This window comes from Rhizobium sp. PL01 (assembly GCF_033447125.1).
GTDB lineage: Bacteria > Pseudomonadota > Alphaproteobacteria > Rhizobiales > Rhizobiaceae > Pararhizobium.
Window position 1 is genome coordinate 169,261 of record NZ_JAWQUM010000012.1, and the last position, 16,823, is coordinate 186,083.

Here is a 16,823-nt window from a genome sequence, read left to right on the forward strand (position 1 = left end):
AAAAGTTGACAAGCTGGAGAGGACGGCCTATATCGGCGTTCATCGATAGTTGTTTGACTGATATTTGTTTCTGCCCGCGCTTGCCGCGTCTCTGACGAACTTCCCCCTTCAAAAATCGAGACTACTGATCACCGTGCGTCGTACGGTGATGGATACATGTTGCTATTGAAAGGGTTCGTTATGACCACTGGCACAGTTAAATGGTTCAATTCCACCAAGGGCTTCGGCTTCATTCAGCCTGACAACGGCGGTCCGGACGTTTTCGTCCACATCTCCGCTGTCGAGCGTGCCGGCATGCGCGAAATCGTCGAAGGCCAGAAGATCGGCTACGAGATGGAACGTGACAACAAGTCGGGCAAAATGTCCGCTTGCCAGCTCCAGGCTGCCTAAATCGGATTGAGCCTCTCCGGTGACCACGGATGTACTGGCATCGTTGACGAGGCAAAATCCAACGGAAGGTCAGGCAAATCGCCTGGCCTTTTTTCTTGGCTGAACGGCCAATATATACGCACCGTATTCGACAGAACGATCTGGACGAAACGCCGGTGCGATAGCACCAGGATATGATTTTGACCGATAATTCGACAAAAGCCCGCGACCAGGCGGAATCGGCATTCAGCCGCACACAGACCCAGTTCATGGCCCGCACCCGGACGATTTCAGAAATCGATGCCGTCGCGGCCGAGCGTGATGCGAAGACACTGCGGCTGCGCGAATTGCGGCTGGAAAAGGAAGCTGCAGCAACCGCCAAGGCTGCGGCAGCAGAGAAATCAGCGAAACGCTGACTGTTTGACGCGGCTTCCCCGGCCGCCATATGGCTGTTATCATTCAGTCTTAGTAAAATAGGACGTAAAAGACGGCGCCCTATCTATTTTTTTGCCGTTCCCACTCTATCTTGGGAGTGCGCAAAATGCGAAACGAGACATATGTCGGCTGGCATGGCGATGAATTCTTTCCCGGCCATCCCCGACCAACCCTAAATCTGCAAACAAGGACGACGAAGATTGAGACACGCATCCGATAATGGCTTTGCCGATCGGCGCAAAGCCGCAGCCGAAGCTAAGCAGCAGCTTTTGAAGAAGTATGCATCGGCACCGAAGGCCGACGACCCGGAACTCGCAGCCAAGCTCGCCGAGCGGCAGGCCAATACGGCTGCGCGCGAAGCCCGCCGCGCCGACCGCGACCGCCTGAAGCAGGAAGAAAACGAGCGCCAGCTCGCAGAAGCTGCAGCACTGACGGCAGCAGCGGAACTGGAATCGAGAGCTGAAGCCGTCGCCCGCGAAGAAGCCGCCCGTGATCGCATCGCCCGCGTTGTCGCCGACGAAGCCGAACGCAAGGCCGAGCGCGATCGCCGCTATGCCGCACGCAAGGCCCGCCAGCGCTAATTATGAGTGAAGGCCGGACAGACGTCCGGCCTCCTCCTTGGCTCCCCCAACCGAAAACGCCGATAGGATTCTGCAAGCCAATTGCACCGTCCGAGCCGCTATCCTCAAACAGACATTGAGGACGCTGCGCGAATTTTGCGGCGAACGGGGCGCCTCAGGCGCCCTCCCCGCTCTCGGCCAGTTTCTTCTGATCCATCGCCGCTTTCACGGTCGCCGCAGCTGCAGCCACCGCCGCCGGGTCGTTGTTAGCGACCTGAACCGTCGGCGAAGCGAAGATAACACCATTGGTGGTAAACGCTTCGCGGATCATCATATAGGCCTTGCGGCGGATCGTTGTCTGGTAGCCCGGTTTGGTCATCATCGCAAAACTCAGGTTGATACCGTAGTCACCGAACTGCTCGACACCCTTCATCTTCAGGGTCTCCAGTATCATCGCGCCGTATTCTTCGTCCTCGAGTAGCGCCGCTCCGACGCCCTTGACCATCTTTCGGACCTTGTTGATGTCGGTACCATAACCAACCGAGATCGTGAATTTGTCGATCACCCAGTCGCGGCTCATATTCTGGACCGCGCCGAGCGTACCGAAGGGCACCGTGAACACCGGACCACGATGGTGACGCAGCCGCACCGAGCGGATGCTGAACGATTCGACCGTACCCTTGTAGCTGCCGCTCTGGATATATTCCCCGACCCGGAAGGCGTCGTCCATCATGTAGAAGACGCCGCTGATCACATCCTTGACGAGGGTCTGCGAACCAAAACCGATGGCCACGCCGAAAATGCCGGCACCTGCGATCAACGGAGCCACCTGAACCCCAAGACCAGAGAGAACCATCAAAACCGCGATCACCGAAATTATAACTGCCAGCACGGTCCGCAACAACGGCAGCAGCGTCAGCAGCCTTCCGTTTCGCGCCGCATGCGCCGTATCAACAGCGACGGTAGACCGTGCCTGCTCCAGTGTGCGGTTAATCACCGCCTTGACGATCTGCCACAGGATGTCGGCCACAAGCAAAATGACCGCCCCCGCCAGAACACCCTGGATGAGACGATCGGTCATCCCATCGCCGGTAAACATCGCCGATCGCTTGCTGACAATGAAAGCAAGCCACAGCACGGCAAGCGTGATGATAACCGCGCGGGCGCCCCGTTCCACCAGCACCTCGATGACTGGATTGCCGCTTCCAGGCATGTCAGCTTGGCCTGCAAAAGCCTTTCTCGCCGTTGCCGTGGTTGCTTTCAGCAGGCCCGGTAAGATCAGCGCATAGAAACCCAGCCAGAAAACGATGACAAGGCCCGCGACCCAGAGCACCCAAAGCAAGCAAAGATAGAATGTCAGCGCCCACTCCATGGCCCCCCGGCCGTGCGGCCGGGCAATCGCTGCCGGCCGGTTCCAGACAGTCTCAATGCCGACCAGCAGCAGACCGAGACCAAGAGCGTAGACAACAACGCCTCGCACGGCAGGCGTAATGTTGAGCGCTGCCATGACGCCCGCAAATGCCCAACCGGCAAACAGGATACAGGACAACCAGAAAATACGTTTGTACCAGAAGGCTCCGGATGCTTGATCGGTAGACGCTAGCCCGGTTGTTCTTTCAACGCCTTTAGCCGGATCCGGCCCCAGCAGCAGTAGCCGGGCGATACGGATGACAAAACGGCAGGCAATGACACCCAATAGCAAGGGCAGCATCATTGCGTCGAGAAGCGGAGGCCATGTCATTGCCATGAACAAGCCAAGGCTTGCCAGACTGAAAGCGACAAGCGGCGCCAGCAAGGCAAACAGATGACGGCCAGCGGCGTACAATGGGCTTTCGGCCGCGCCGTCCGCGTGGGCCAGGGTTGCATGTACGCGGCTACGGCGCGCGATGCGGTGGAACAGCCATTCTGCACCCAGGCCGATCAGTACCAGCGTCAGAAACAGCACAAATACGCCGAAAGGACCGTGGCCGTTGATATCAGCAGCGATTGTCCCGCCTGCGCGCATGAACTCAGAAGGGATTAGCGGAATGGCCTGCCCGACGTGACGCAAATGGTCCCGAATCCGGTCTCCCCACGCGTTGAATTCCGTCGCGGACATGTCCGTGTCAGCCTGGGCAACAGGTGCAGCCGTCTGTTTGTTGAGCAAGGCGCGAATATCGGGATCGTCCAGCAATTTGATCAGCTGATCAACCTTGTCCGCCGACGCGGGTGGACTTGCCGCCTGCGCAAGGACCGGCTGAATAGACGCGATCCCGGCACCAAACACCAAAACCACAACCAACCAGAACCGCACCATCAATAGACGGAAATCACAATCATTCTTCACGCGCCGACCCCTCAGCTCATATCACCCCAATTGCACGTTCGTGCATTTTAGAGAGTTAGAGCATTCACCGGGACCTTTGTCACCTGCAACCGCGCAGCGAAGAAAAATGGATGATGTTTTGTACCATTTTGATGAGCTATGGGGTGATCCCTGGTGTTAGCCTCTCGTTACAAGAGCAATGGCCGCTGCCAATGTCTCGCCGGAAAAGGGCTTGACCACCAGTTGCACGTTCGGCCCCGGAGTCACGCCTTCGACGTCGCTGTGGCCAGTGGCGAAAATCACGGGCAACCCGGCGACCAGAGCCTTCGCCCGCTCCGCAAGCATCACCCCGGACATGTCGGGAAGCCCAACATCCGTGACAAGCACATCGATGGGCCGCTCGGACAGCACCGCGAGCGCCGTCTTGGCGTCGGCCGCTTCGAAAACCGTGTGGCCCTGGTCCTCCAGCATGTCGACCGTACTTGCGCGGATCAGCCAGTCATCTTCGCACACCAGGATCGTCTGATTGCCGCCCGGCTTCTGCTCACCTGCAACCTCGTTTGCCTGCGTTTCTGCAACCGATGGCACCATCGGTACCTTTGCCAGCACATGGCGGATTCGGCGGGCAAGCGCCTCGCGCGTATAAGGCTTGCTCAACAGCTCGACCCCTTCGTCGAGCCGGCCGGAATGGACGATGGAGTTTTCCGTATAGCCAGAGGTGAACAGCACGCCCAATTGCGGCAGCCGCTCCCTTGCCTTGCGGGCCAGTTCCGGGCTTTTCAAAGTGCCCGGCATGACAACATCGGTGAACAGCAGGTCGATATCGGCGCCGCTTTCGATGACCGTGAGCGCGCTTTGCGCATCCTTGGCTTTCAAGACCCGGTAACCGAGATCGGTGAGGATGGCGACAACGGTTTCGCGCACGGCTTCGTCATCCTCCGCCACGAGGATGGTTTCGCTGCCCCCTGTAATCGGGCCGGCATCCCGCTCGACGAGAACGTCTTCGGACTGCGCAGATCGCGGCAGATAGAGCTTGATCGTCGTGCCATGGCCCAGTTCACTGTAGATCTTGATATGGCCGCCAGACTGTTTGACGAAACCGTAGACCATCGACAGGCCGAGCCCCGTACCCCGGCCCTCGGGCTTGGTGGTGAAGAACGGCTCAAAAACCTTCTCCAAGGTTTCCTGCGACATGCCCGATCCCATATCGGTGACCGCAAGCAGGACATATTGCCCGGGCGGCACGTCCGCATAGACCTCGGTATATTTGGCATCCAGATAGGCGTTGCCCGCCTCGATCGTCAGTTTCCCGCTGCCGTTCATCGCGTCACGTGCGTTGATGGCGAGGTTGAGGATCGCGTTCTCGACATTGCCCGGATCGATATGGGTGTTCCACAGGCCGCCTGCGACGATCGTCTCGATCTCGATAGCCTCACCGAGTGACCGCCGCAGAATGTCATCGAGATTGCGCACGAGACGGCCGATATTGACCACCTTTGGCGCAAGCGGTTGGCGGCGGCCGAATGCCAGCAATTGCGAGGCGAGTTTCGATCCGCGCGCGACACCGGCCATGGCGTTCTGAATGCGCTGTTCAACGCGGTCATTGCCGGGCACTTCATTGACCAGCAGCTGAAGATTGCCACTGATCACCTGCAGGAGATTGTTGAAGTCATGGGCGACGCCACCGGTCAGATTGCCGATCGATTCCATCTTCTGGCTCTGGCGCAAGGCGTCCTGGGTCTGGAGCAATTCGGAGGTGCGCGCTTCGACCCGCTGTTCAAGCGTTGCCGCCAGCTCCTCAAGCGCGGCTTCTGCGATCTTCTGTTCCTGGATATCGGTGTTGGTGCCGATCCATTTCTCGATCTTGCCTGAACGATCCCGCAGCGAAACGGCACGGGCAATATGCCAGCGATAGGCGCCATCATGGCGGCGGAGCCGGAACTCGGCTTCGTATTGCTGGCCGATAAGGCGCGCCGCAGCCCAGGCTTCGGCAGCGTCGTTGATGTCGTCAGGATGTACGATAGCGCCCCAGCTGTCGCCATCCAGCGTGCCCGCAGGTGCACCGCTATAGCGGTAGACACGGTCGTTGAACCAATCGAGTTGGCCATCCGGCAACGCGGTCCAGACGTGATTGGGCATCGACTGGGCGAGATTGCGGAACCGCGCCTCGCTCTCGGCAACCGCCTGCTCGGCACGCTTGCGGCTAGAAATATCGACGAAGAGGGCTGCAAATCGGTCTGGTCCTGCTTTGCGTGCCCGGACTTCGAACCAGCGGCCGTCGAGAGCCGCCACTTGAACCTCGAAGACTTGAGATATCCCGGTATTGACGACCTCCGCATAAGCTTCAAAGACGTCATCCGAAATCGCCGGAATAACGTCGCGGACGCTACGTCCCAGCGCGCTGTCGGCCGGAACCCCGGAGTGCCTTTCGAAAGCCGGGTTGACTTCCACAAACCGGAAATCGTTGATCAGCCCCTGACCGTCGCGAATAACTTCGCCGACGAAAAAACCTTCCTGCATTTGCTCGAAGAGTCCGCGCCAGCGCGCCTCGCCTTCACGAACCGCAGCCTCGACGCATTTGCGATCAGTAATATCGAACGAGATGCCAATGAACCGTCGTTGGCCGCTTTCCGGACTGGAGACGACCTCGCCCCGCCGGGCAATCCAGCGTATCTCTCCGGTTTTCGGATCCACACGGCGATATTCGACATAGTCGAGCGGATTGCTCTGGCTCAGCTTCGCCGGACCGGTTTTTACGCGGTCGTCCGGATGCAGAAGATCGACAAGAAGCTTGTCCGTTACCACGACATCGGGGGCGAGGCCCCAGATCCGACGATATTCATCCGACACATCCAGCATGCCGGTTTGCGGATACCATTCGAACGTGCCGATGCCACCCGCTTCCTGGGCGATGCGCAGCCGCTGTTCGGTACGGACCCGTTGGGTCGTGTCCTTGATGATTGCAAGCACGCCTGCGGGCACACCGTTTCCGTCCGGAACCGGACTATAGTCGAGATTCAGCCAGACATCCTCCGGCGAACCGTTGCGCTCGATGACCAGATGCTGATCCCGATACCCAAGCGTCCCACCACCCAGCACGACGCTCAGAACATTTGCGTTGAACTCCGCCACTTCTGGCCAATGTTGCCTGACGTTCGACCCGAGCGAAACCGGATGACGCTGACCGGCAAACTCAGCGTAACCTTCATTGTAGATCATGACGCCGTCATCACCCCACAGCAGGATCATCGGCACCTTGGCGCGCAGGATGATGGCAACGGTGGATTTCAGATTTTCCGGCCAGCTTGAAAGCGGCCCGATCGAGGTGCTTGCCCAGTCGAAATGGTGGATCAGCGACGCGATTTCACCGCCCTCGGCAAGGAACGGATATCGCGTGTCGGATGCAGGGGCTTGCATGAAAACCTGAAATGAAAAGAGGGCCCAGGCCGAGAAATCAATCGTCAGCAAGGGCTAGATAGCGCGTTTCGCCAGCACATCAATCCAGTATTGACAAATTTTCGCCGTTTTCTGGCGGCGCGGGCAAACGTTGTTGCCCCGCTCCCCCATTACCGCGTTATTCTCCACGCTGATTGAAATCAACAGAATGCCTCGTCCGGCAGACGCTTGAATATTTGCCAATCGGGGCCTTTCGGATGGAACAAAATGATGCGCCGCACAATTGTGTTGTGCAGATTTTGCAAAGAGGGGCTTTTTCGCGATGGACGCCAAGCTGAACCAGCACAAAATAGAGCCCGGCGGATGGCAACAGCTTGGCGCCGTTCCAGACAAGGACGGCGTCAACTTTGCGCTGTTTTCCGCCCATGCGGAACGGGTCGAACTCTGCCTGTTCGATGACAGCGGCTCCATCGAGACGGCGCGGATCGAATTGCCGGAATATACCAATGAAGTCTGGCATGGCTACATTCCCGGCCTGAAACCGGGCGCGCTCTACGGCTACCGTGTGCATGGCGCCTACGATCCTGCAAACGGCCATCGCTTCAATGCCAACAAGCTGTTGATTGACCCCTACGCCCGCGAACTGGTCGGCGATGTCGCCTGGTCGAAAGCGCATTTCGGCTATGATCTCGAGGCGGAAGACAAGGACTTGTCCTTCAATGACAGTGACAGCGCCGCAGGCATGCCGAAATGCCGTGTCATCGATCCGAAAGCCTATGACTGGAAGGCCGATCGCGGCGTCAACATTCCGTGGTCGAAGACGATCTTCTACGAAACCCATGTGAAAGGTTTCACCCAGCTGCACCCGGCCGTTCCCGAAAACCTGCGCGGCACATTCGAAGGTCTCGGTCACAAGGCGATCGTCGATTATCTGAAAAGCATCGGCATCACTTCCATCGAACTGTTACCGATCCACTTTTTCCCGGATGACAGTCATCTCATGGAAAAGGGGCTACACAATTTTTGGGGTTACAACAGCCTCGGCTTCTTCGCACCGGCAACGCGCTACTACGGTCCGCGCGGCATGGACGGGTTCCGCGATATGGTGCGGGCTTTGCATGACGGCGGCATCGAGGTCATCCTCGACGTGGTCTACAACCACACCGCCGAAGGCAACGAACTCGGGCCGACCTTGTCGCTCAAGGGGATCGACAATTTCTCCTACTACCGAACCCTGCCCGACGATCATCGCTACTACATCAACGACACCGGCACCGGAAATACGGTTAACACCTCGCATCCGCGCGTGCTGCAGATGGTAACGGACTCGCTGCGTTACTGGGTCGAGGAGATGCATATCGACGGCTTCCGCTTCGATCTCGGCACCATTCTTGGCCGCGAACCTGAAGGCTTCGACCAGCGCGGCGGCTTTTTCGACGCGGTGTCGCAGGATCCGGTTCTCTCCAAGGTCAAGCTGGTCGGCGAACCCTGGGACATCGGCCCCGGCGGCTATCAGGTTGGCGGCTTTCCGCCAGGCTGGGCGGAATGGAACGACAAGTACCGCGACACGGTGCGCGACTACTGGAAAGACACGGACGGCACGGCGCCCGATTTTGCCGCGCGCCTGCTCGGCTCGGGCGACATCTACGACCTGCGCGGGCGGCGGCCCTGGGCGAGCGTCAATTTCATCACCGCCCATGACGGCTTCACCCTCAATGATCTCGTCTCCTACAACGAGAAGCACAACGAGGCGAACGGCGAAGACAACAAGGACGGACATGGCGACAACCGCAGCGACAATTACGGTGTGGAAGGCCCGACCGACGATGCCATTATCAACGCGGTGCGTGACCAGCAGAAACGCAATATGCTTGCCACGTTGCTTTTGTCACACGGCACACCGATGCTGCTTGCGGGCGATGAATTCGGCCGCAGCCAGATGGGCAACAACAACGGCTATTGCCAGGACAACGAGATCAGCTGGGTACACTGGGAGAACCTGCCCGCCAGTGCTGAAGAGCTGCGCGATTTCGTCCGGCAACTGACGACGCTGCGCGCCACTCAACCCCTGCTGCGCCGTGAAAGCTGGCGCGATGGAATGACGGTCACCTGGCTCAATCCGGGCGGCGGCGAGCAGACAGAAGAGCATTGGCAGGACGAAGGCAGCACGACGCTCGGTCTGTATCTTTCCCGTGAAGACCTCAAGCACGTCGATGGCGTGTGGTCCGACGCGTTGATCCTCGTCAATCCGCACGACGGGCCCGTAACCTTCGCGCTGCCGGAATCCCCTTCCGGTAGTTGGCGCTGCGCACTCACGACAGCGGCCGTTGCGGAAACAGAGGCGAGCCCAGAATTGCAAACCATCTTCGAGCTGCTTGCCCGCAGCCTCACTCTGCTTCATCCGGCATAATGCGAGATGAAAGGTGCGGGTTACTCCGCAGCCTTTGCCCGCCGGACCGGCGGGGCCTTCCGCGCAGGTAGCAGCTGGGTGTAGAGCGCTGCATATTGTTCAGCACTCCGCTCCCAGGAGAAGTCGGCCTTCATGCCCTGGTTCTGCAGGCGGGCCCATTTCTTCGGCTCCTGATAGGCGGCAAAAGCACGATGAATGGAAAGCCGCAGGTTTTCAGCCGTTGCCGGATGAAACTGGAAACCGGTTGCTACCCGGGCGGAAATCGCCGCGTCATTGGCATCAATGATCGTTTCCGATAGGCCGCCGGTGCGCGACACGACCGGCACCGCGCCATAACGCAGGGCATAGAGCTGGGTGAGACCACAGGGCTCGAAGCGAGATGGCTGGATGACGACGTCGCTGCCGCCATGGATAAGATGGGCGGTGGCCTCATCATAGCCGACCCGCACGCCGATACGATCGGGGTGACGCCCGGCGATCGCCAGAAGCGCTGTCTCGATATGCTCTTCGCCTTTGCCAAGCACAATCAGCCGGCCGCCAAGAGCTGCGATCTCCTCCGCGACCTCGGCGAGCATATCGCCGCCTTTTTGCCAGGTCAGCCGTGTCACAGCAGCGAAGACGGGTCCGGGGCCGTCGTCGAGGCGAAACGCCTCCAGCAGTTTCGTACGGTTTTGCCCGCGCAGCCTGATCCTCTTGTGATCGTAGTTGACCGGCAGGTAGGCGTCCTTGGCCGGGTTCCAGATATCCATGTCGATACCGTTGACGATGCCCGTCAGTGTCCGGGGACGTGAACTCAATGCACCGGCCATACCCATGCCAAGTTCCGGCCCGATGACTTCGCGCGCGTAGGTGGGGCTGACGGTGGTGATCGCGCTGGCGGTGCGGATGCCGCCCTTCAGGTAACTGACATCGCCATAATATTCGAGGCAATCAAGCGACACGCTCTCCGGCGGCAGGCCGATCTGGTTGACGACCGAAGTCGGGAACTGCCCCTGGAATGCCAGGTTGTGGATCGTCAGCACACTCGGGACGGCCTTGGCATTGTTCGAATACCGCATGTAGACGGAGGTCAGCGCCGTCTGCCAATCGTGGGTATGAACGACATCCGGAGACCAGTTGGCAAGCAATCCGCCGGCAATGGCCGATGCAACGTAGGACAGCACGGCAAACCGTTTCCAGTTGTCCACGTGATCGTGGCCGTACGCGTCGAGATAGGGACCGCCGGGGCGATTGTAGAGGGCCGGCGCATCGAGTATCAGCAGATCAAGCTGCTCGTAGCGGGCTTCGAGCAGCGAAGCCGGGGCACCGAAGAGGTCTGGAAAGAAATAGACCTGCCGGGCGTCGGGAAGCTTTGCAAACAGCTGCGGATAGCCGGGCACCAGCGTGCGTGTGTAGCAGTTGTAGCCTTCAAGGGCTTTCGGCAACGAGCCAGTCACATCGGCAAGACCGCCGGTCTTGATCAATGGAAAAATTTCCGACGTCACCGAAAGTATCTTCACGCAGATCACGTTCCTTTTGCCATCGGTTATCACCACGACGCAGCCGCAACATGAAGCACGCCGGATAGCCCCATGATGTGGTAAAGCGCCGTCGATGTCCGCAGAAAAGCGCAGTGCGAATGCAAAAAATTTTGCACCGCAAAATCAAGCGCCGGAAATGGCCGAATTTGCATCCACGCCGACGCATCCAGCTCACGATAGCGCAAGACCAGAGCGTCGAGACGTGGAGTGCCGGCCAGCCAGCACCCCACGGAACGTTGAAAATCAGGCCGTCTTGCTGCGTTTGCGAGGAACAGGTTCAATTGTCGCTTCATTCTTCACGACGGAAAGTTTGGACGTCTTTAACGGCGCCGGCACTCCGGCCGCTGCATCCGCTTCCTCGGTCAACTCCCGCAATGCCTGTAGCCAATGCATGTCATGGCTGCCGTCCGGGCGGCCGTCGGCTTCCCAAAGAGCGTATGCCCGCAGCCTGATGTCGTCTTCGCTGATATCCGTCATCTGCTTCTCCCCTTGTCAAAGTGGCAAAATAGAAACTGCGACGAGAGCGCTTGGTTCCACCTGGAACCGGGCCGAGCGAAAGTTTTTCGCGCGGATTGTCCGGAGCTGCAAAACCAGGGAGTGTCACACCGGAATTACGCGTTCCCAAGAGTGCGAAATGGACGCGTCAAAAACAATTCGCGCGGCGATCCTACGCTCAAATCGCATGCCGTCGACAGTTTTCACAACCACGGCAGGCGTTTTGCACCGTCTTGTTTGGAACCAAAGACAGTGAGCGCCGTTATGGAACGCCCACCGGCTTTGGGGGCCGGGCGTTTCAGGAGTGTGCCATGAGAAAAATCTTGCTTGCCCTCGCGTTCGGCGCATCGACAGTTTTCGCCGTCTCGCCTGCGATCGCCCAGCCCGTGAAGATCGAAGACCTTTGCGTGAAGGTCGCGAAACATCTGCTGATGACCGAAACCCTGAACACCGGCGTCGTCCAGTCGTTTCCCGAACTCAAGCCACCGGGCGCGCGCATGACCTATTCCACCCGAGATGGGGTCGAGAAGAAAAACATGGTCGATACGTTCGAATGCCAGTTCGACAACGCCAAGGCACCGTTTGGGCTGAAGCGCTTTTGTCTCGCCAGCACCTGCTATTCGGCGGACGAAAAGAACGAAGAAAACAAGCGCCGCTTCGACGAAGTCCGCATTCTTCTGGAACGCGAAGGTCTTTAGCGGCAGGACGGCGGCTAGCGTCCCGTTCTCGTTGCCATCCAGATTACATGGCGCGCACCACGGCCCTTGGTGCTGGCGCGCACCGACAATTCTTCGACAGCAAAGCCAGCATCTTTAAGACGGCGGGTGAAGCCGGCATCGGGTGCCGATGACCAGACGGAAAGAACGCCGTTCTGCTTCAGCGCCTTGCGGGCGGCGCGAAGACCGGCGACACTGTAGAGATCGTCGTTTGCCCGGCGGGTCAGGCCTTCCGGCCCATTGTCGACATCGAGCAGAATAGCATCGTACTCGGATGAACCGGACTGGATCAACCGGCCAACATCACCCTCGCGAATAACAACACGCTTGTCGTCGAGACAACCTGCGAAAACATCCGCCATGGGACCACGTGCCCAGGCGACGACGGCCGGCACGAGTTCGCCAACTGTTATCCGGGCGTCGCCGGGGAGTTCAGCCAAAGCTGCGCGCAGCGTAAAACCCATACCTAGACCACCAATCAGCATATGCGGCCGCGGATGGCTGCGGACCCGCTCATAGGACAGGCGGGCAAGCGCCTCTTCCGAACCGCTCAGCCGGCTGTTCATCAATTCGATTGTACCGAGCATGATCGAAAATTCGGTTCCGCGCTGTTTCAGCCGCAGTTCAACGCCCCCATCAGGCATTATCGCTGTGTCAATCAGGGTCCAGGGTATCACAGGGCACTTCCAATCGTTCAAGCGCCCGCGATAGCACAGATAGCTTGCGAAAACAGCCTAAAGCGTTGCCAATGCCCGGTTTGACATGGCACCGCCATAAGCCTTGCGGATCGCCGTCTTCTTCTCCAGCGCCTCGATAATGTCCTCGGAGAAATCCACCTTGTGCATGGCCGCGATGTCGGGAAGACCGCCCGGCGTGAAGACATTAATCTCGAGAATCTTGTCGCCGACGATGTCGAGGCCGACCAGGAACATGCCGTCTTCGATCAATTTTGGGCGAACCATCTCGGCAACGGCGAGAATGTCGTCGGTGATCTTGACCGCCTCGGCCGTTCCAGCCGCGTGCATATTGGAACGAACCTCGCCCTTGGCTGGAACCCGGCGGAATGCGGCATAGGCGCCGTCACGCTCCAGCGGCTTGCCGTTCATCATGAAAAAGCGGATATCGCCGGCCTTGGCTTCCGGCAGATATCCCTGCGCTATCAGGTAGCCTTCGCCGCTGACAGCCTCAAAGATCTGGTTAAGATTGGCATCATCGGGTGTGGCGATCTTGAAAACGTTCTTGCCGCCCGAACCCTGCAGCGGCTTCAGGATGACGCCCTTGCGATGATCGGCAATGAAGGCGCGGATTTCCTCGATGCTCTTGGAGATCAACGTTTCCGGGCGCACAGCTTCGGGAAAGCCCTGAAAATAGAGCTTGTTCTGGGCGAGCGCCAATCCTGCGGGATCGTTGACAACGATCGATCCCCGTTCACTGGCAAGACGACCGAACATGGCGCCGATATGGGCCGCCCATGGCCGGTCGTCGGAATCGAGCGACGGATCATTGCGCAGGAAAATCACGTCGACCTCGCGGACATCGATCGTCTGGACCTTGGCGTCCTTGCCTTGGAACCCCTCGTGGAACGCCTGCGCGTTCTTGTATTTTCCGGGGGCAACCGTGGTTGCTCGTACCATCAGGCTATCGTCCGGGCGCAGGACAAAATCGCCCGGCGCGATGTAGCAGACGTCATGGCCACGGGCGAGCGCTGCCATAGCCAGCGCCGTCGTGGTGAAATGGGGTTCCTCGCTCTCGACCGAATTGACGAAAAATGCGACGCGCATGGTGGCTCCTAACTGATGATCATATCAAGGGGGTTCAGTCCTGCCCGCGCCTTGTCGAGGCGGGTCTGTGCTTGCGGATGGGTGAGAAAGGCGGGGCGGATAACAGGCGCCTTGAGCAGACCGCGCAGGCTCAATTCCTGCATCACCCGGAAATGCGACGCGGAAATCTTGCCCATCCAGAACGGGTCAAGCGCACCGCCCGATTTCAGGTGGCTGAGCAGTTCCAGCAGACCGCGCAGGTAGATGGCGTCCTTGGCAAGACCACCGCCGCGATAAAGCCGCATGGTCAGATGGAAGGCGGCAAGCGGGCCAAACCCGTGTTCCTCGGCAAGCATGCCGTAGGTGGCGGTAAACGGCCGTCCCTCCAGCATTGACGAGCAGGCGACGACACGGGCGGCGATCAGGCGCAACCGTCCGACAGTCATGCCGCCGGCCATGTATTCGGAAAAGACGGCAAGACCTTCCTGCATGCCCTCGTAGCCGGCAAGGCCGGAGCGGAACAGCCGCAAGCCCTGCGCCGAACCGTTGAAATAGGTGAGGAGATGTACGCCGATCTCGTGGCTCAAAAGCGCGTGCACCCGGCCTCTCGGCATTAGGGTCTGCCGGGAGATCAGCAGCCGTTCGCCCGAAACCAGCAGGCCGGACGGCAGGTCATCGCGTAGCTCAATCTCGGCCACAAAGCCTGGATATTGCCGATGATAATCGGCGATCATGGCACGCGCTGCGGCCTCGACCTCATCGCAATCCGCCGTCTGCGGATCGTCTTCGATATCGTCGCTATCATCTGCAAAGGTTGCCGTCTTGGCGAGGATATCCTGGGCTGCCCGGTATAGCGACGGCTCGACCGGGCCATAGAGAGCGCGGCCATATTCGACGAAGCGGCTGGTCTCGCGGGCCGAGATCAAGGACAGCTGCAGGTCCAGTTCTTGCTGCTTCTCCCGGTAGAGATGATAGAGAACCGGGTCCTCGAAACGATCGAAAGCGACGGAGAAGAGTTTCCGTTTTTCCGCTTCGACCTGCACGGAGAGCGGCCGGTAGAGAAACTGGGGCTCCTGCTTGAACTTTCCTGCCTTGAACGCCTGCCAGGCAGCGTCCGTATTGATCGGCGTGACCGCCAGCAGAAAATCGAAGCTCGAGGCGACATCATCCATGCTGCGATCGGCACGGCTGACTGCATCGACAAAAGCCTTGCGGCCGAGCGCCCGGTGCGTCGTCAGTTTCAGGCTTTGCGTCGCGCCAACAAAGGCCGCGAACGCCTTGAGGCCCGCGTCAAAGATATTGGCGACCAGACGCTCGCGCAGATCGGGATAGGTGCTGCCCGACTCCGGCTGCCGGTAGATTGGCGCAAACCGGACCGCGACCACAGGGAACCCGGTCTGTTCTGCCAGTGTCGCCGCCTGGGTATCGGCCTTCAGGTCAAACCGGTCGACATGGGGTGTCCGAAACTTGACTTGCCCAGTATCGGCGCCTTCGGCCAATGCCAGCGCCGCTTTTCGGGCGGCCAGATCACTGGTCGAGGCAATCCCGATTTCGAAGGGCGGCAGATAAGGCGCGTCATCAGTGATCAACGTGTCGTGGTCGAACTCATCGATATCCAACAGCAGGAATGCATTGAAACGGGCGCGAAGAACACCGCCAACCGCAGCAATAATCGGCAAGGCTTCATTGATATCATCAACGATCAGATAGGAGGCATTGGCGGCGGCAATGTCCCTCGCAGCGAGATCGTCCCTTCCCTTGCCGATATGGACAGAGAGGAAGGGCAACGGCCGGTCGATATGCAGGCGGCCGCCATTATCGAAATCCTTGCGCACCGATTTGTCCGCGCGGATACAATCGAGGATTTCCTCCAGCCATTGCGGGTAACCAATGGCCCCCCGATGGTTGCGGCGCGGGGTGGTCATGGCCGCGCCTGCAAGGCTTCAAGCAAAACCGGCAGTGACAGGCGGATCATTTCCCGCATCGCCTTCAACGCTTCGATGTCCGGGTCGCCAGTCCACTCGTCCATGAAGAACTTCTTGAACTCGATGGCAATGGCGCAGCCGGTTTTGGGGAACCGCTCGTGGACGAAACGTGTCTGCTCGCCTTTGCCCTGAAAGGCGACGTTTTCCCGCACGTCCATACGCTGGCCGCGAAACTCAAAGTGGCGCAGTTGTTCGATAAACGGATCGAGTACCGGTGCCCAGCGCTCGCGGTCCATCGAGGATGTGCCGATATTAATCTGCGGCGCTTTTTCAACCGGCATTTCAGGGCCTTCAGCCCCGTCGCGGCGGTGATTGTAGCTATGGATGTCGAGGAGGACGAAGGCGCCGTATTGTTGTTCAATGCCGCGGAGATAGGTTTCCAGCATGGCATAATAGGCATCGTGAACACCAAGGGAGGCGGAAATCGCATCGTCCGGCAGTTGCTGCGCCCATACCTTCAGGCCCCAGGCCTGCTCTGGCGTCAGATAGATGGCACCATCGCGCGCCCGGTTGATATCGATTTCGAAACGGGAACGGTGAAATACAATCCGGTTTGGCAGGTCGCGGATGAAGAATTCGGTGAACGGATCTTCTTCCCGCAGCCGCTCGCCGGCATTGAGGCCGAGGAAACCTGTGAGATCACTGCGGATATGATGCCCGTTATGAATGGCCGTGCCGACAATCGGCGAGGCACCGCGATGCGCCGACCACCATTCCGTGGGGCCAGGATTAACAATGAATTCCTGGAAGGGGGACATGCTGTCCTTCTCGTTGATGGCAGCAACCAGCTGCGCTTTTCAGTCAACGAGTAAATGGACGCGAGGCGGGTTTGTTCCATCGAAAGCTTCGATGCCGCCAATCATCAGCTTATG

At 59.2% G+C, this 16,823-nt stretch carries 14 protein-coding genes; 5 read left to right on the forward strand and 9 right to left on the reverse strand.

Annotated features, from left to right (window positions below; all coding sequences use genetic code 11):
• The first annotated feature begins 180 nt into the window (after positions 1–180).
• The 3 genes from R6X40_RS25410 (at position 181) to R6X40_RS25420 (ending at position 1,385) form a co-directional block, all read left to right on the forward strand.
• Entirely contained in the window at positions 181–390 is a 210-nt protein-coding gene (locus tag R6X40_RS25410) for a cold-shock protein (protein WP_037110252.1), read from the forward strand.
• A gap of 173 nt (positions 391–563) precedes the next feature.
• Complete coding sequence (locus R6X40_RS25415; protein ID WP_412178458.1) at positions 564–785, forward strand: hypothetical protein; 222 nt, start codon at positions 564–566, stop codon at positions 783–785.
• A gap of 219 nt (positions 786–1,004) precedes the next feature.
• Positions 1,005–1,385 (forward strand): DUF6481 family protein, encoded by a 381-nt coding sequence (locus tag R6X40_RS25420; protein WP_318417241.1) that lies wholly within the window; start codon positions 1,005–1,007, stop codon positions 1,383–1,385.
• A gap of 154 nt (positions 1,386–1,539) precedes the next feature.
• Here the strand turns inward: R6X40_RS25420 and R6X40_RS25425 are convergent, their stop codons facing one another.
• Both R6X40_RS25425 and R6X40_RS25430 read right to left on the reverse strand, forming a co-directional pair.
• Positions 1,540–3,690, reverse strand: a complete 2,151-nt coding sequence (locus tag R6X40_RS25425; protein WP_318417242.1) for a mechanosensitive ion channel family protein — start codon at positions 3,688–3,690, stop codon at positions 1,540–1,542.
• Between the two features lie 156 nt (positions 3,691–3,846).
• A complete protein-coding gene (locus tag R6X40_RS25430; RefSeq protein WP_318417244.1) occupies positions 3,847–7,086 on the reverse strand; it encodes a PAS domain S-box protein in 3,240 nt (1,079 codons plus the stop codon).
• A gap of 301 nt (positions 7,087–7,387) precedes the next feature.
• Here R6X40_RS25430 and glgX point away from each other — a divergent pair, with 301 nt between their 5' ends.
• Positions 7,388–9,475: a glycogen debranching protein GlgX gene (gene glgX, locus R6X40_RS25435; RefSeq protein WP_318417245.1), complete on the forward strand. Its 2,088-nt coding sequence runs from the start codon at positions 7,388–7,390 to the stop codon at positions 9,473–9,475.
• A gap of 20 nt (positions 9,476–9,495) precedes the next feature.
• Here the strand turns inward: glgX and glgA are convergent, their stop codons facing one another.
• Genes glgA through R6X40_RS25450 form a run of 3 tightly spaced genes read right to left on the reverse strand, consistent with a single transcriptional unit; the run spans position 9,496 to position 11,472 of the window.
• Entirely contained in the window at positions 9,496–10,974 is a 1,479-nt protein-coding gene (gene glgA / locus R6X40_RS25440; protein ID WP_318417247.1) for a glycogen synthase GlgA, read from the reverse strand.
• Between the two features lie 29 nt (positions 10,975–11,003).
• On the reverse strand, positions 11,004–11,276 hold the full coding sequence (locus R6X40_RS25445; protein ID WP_318417248.1) for a hypothetical protein: 273 nt from the start codon (positions 11,274–11,276) through the stop codon (positions 11,004–11,006).
• Entirely contained in the window at positions 11,239–11,472 is a 234-nt protein-coding gene (locus R6X40_RS25450) for a DUF2934 domain-containing protein (protein ID WP_318417250.1), read from the reverse strand. Before R6X40_RS25450 ends, R6X40_RS25445 begins: the two co-directional genes overlap by 38 nt.
• A 329-nt stretch (positions 11,473–11,801) precedes the next feature.
• Here R6X40_RS25450 and R6X40_RS25455 point away from each other — a divergent pair, with 329 nt between their 5' ends.
• A complete protein-coding gene (locus tag R6X40_RS25455) occupies positions 11,802–12,188 on the forward strand; it encodes a hypothetical protein (RefSeq protein ID WP_318417251.1) in 387 nt (128 codons plus the stop codon).
• 14 nt (positions 12,189–12,202) lie between these two features.
• Here R6X40_RS25455 and R6X40_RS25460 read toward each other — a convergent pair whose 3' ends face one another.
• From R6X40_RS25460 to R6X40_RS25475, 4 genes are read right to left on the reverse strand one after another with little or no spacing between them, the layout of a single operon-like run.
• Positions 12,203–12,883 (reverse strand): hypothetical protein, encoded by a 681-nt coding sequence (locus R6X40_RS25460; protein WP_318417252.1) that lies wholly within the window; start codon positions 12,881–12,883, stop codon positions 12,203–12,205.
• Positions 12,884–12,940: 57 nt separating this feature from the next.
• A complete protein-coding gene (locus tag R6X40_RS25465) occupies positions 12,941–13,987 on the reverse strand; it encodes a glutathione synthetase (protein WP_318417254.1) in 1,047 nt (348 codons plus the stop codon).
• 8 nt (positions 13,988–13,995) lie between these two features.
• Entirely contained in the window at positions 13,996–15,891 is a 1,896-nt protein-coding gene (locus tag R6X40_RS25470) for a flavohemoglobin expression-modulating QEGLA motif protein (RefSeq protein WP_318417256.1), read from the reverse strand.
• Positions 15,888–16,709 (reverse strand): N-formylglutamate amidohydrolase, encoded by an 822-nt coding sequence (locus tag R6X40_RS25475; protein WP_318417258.1) that lies wholly within the window; start codon positions 16,707–16,709, stop codon positions 15,888–15,890. Before R6X40_RS25475 ends, R6X40_RS25470 begins: the two co-directional genes overlap by 4 nt.
• Positions 16,710–16,823: the final 114 nt, after the last annotated feature.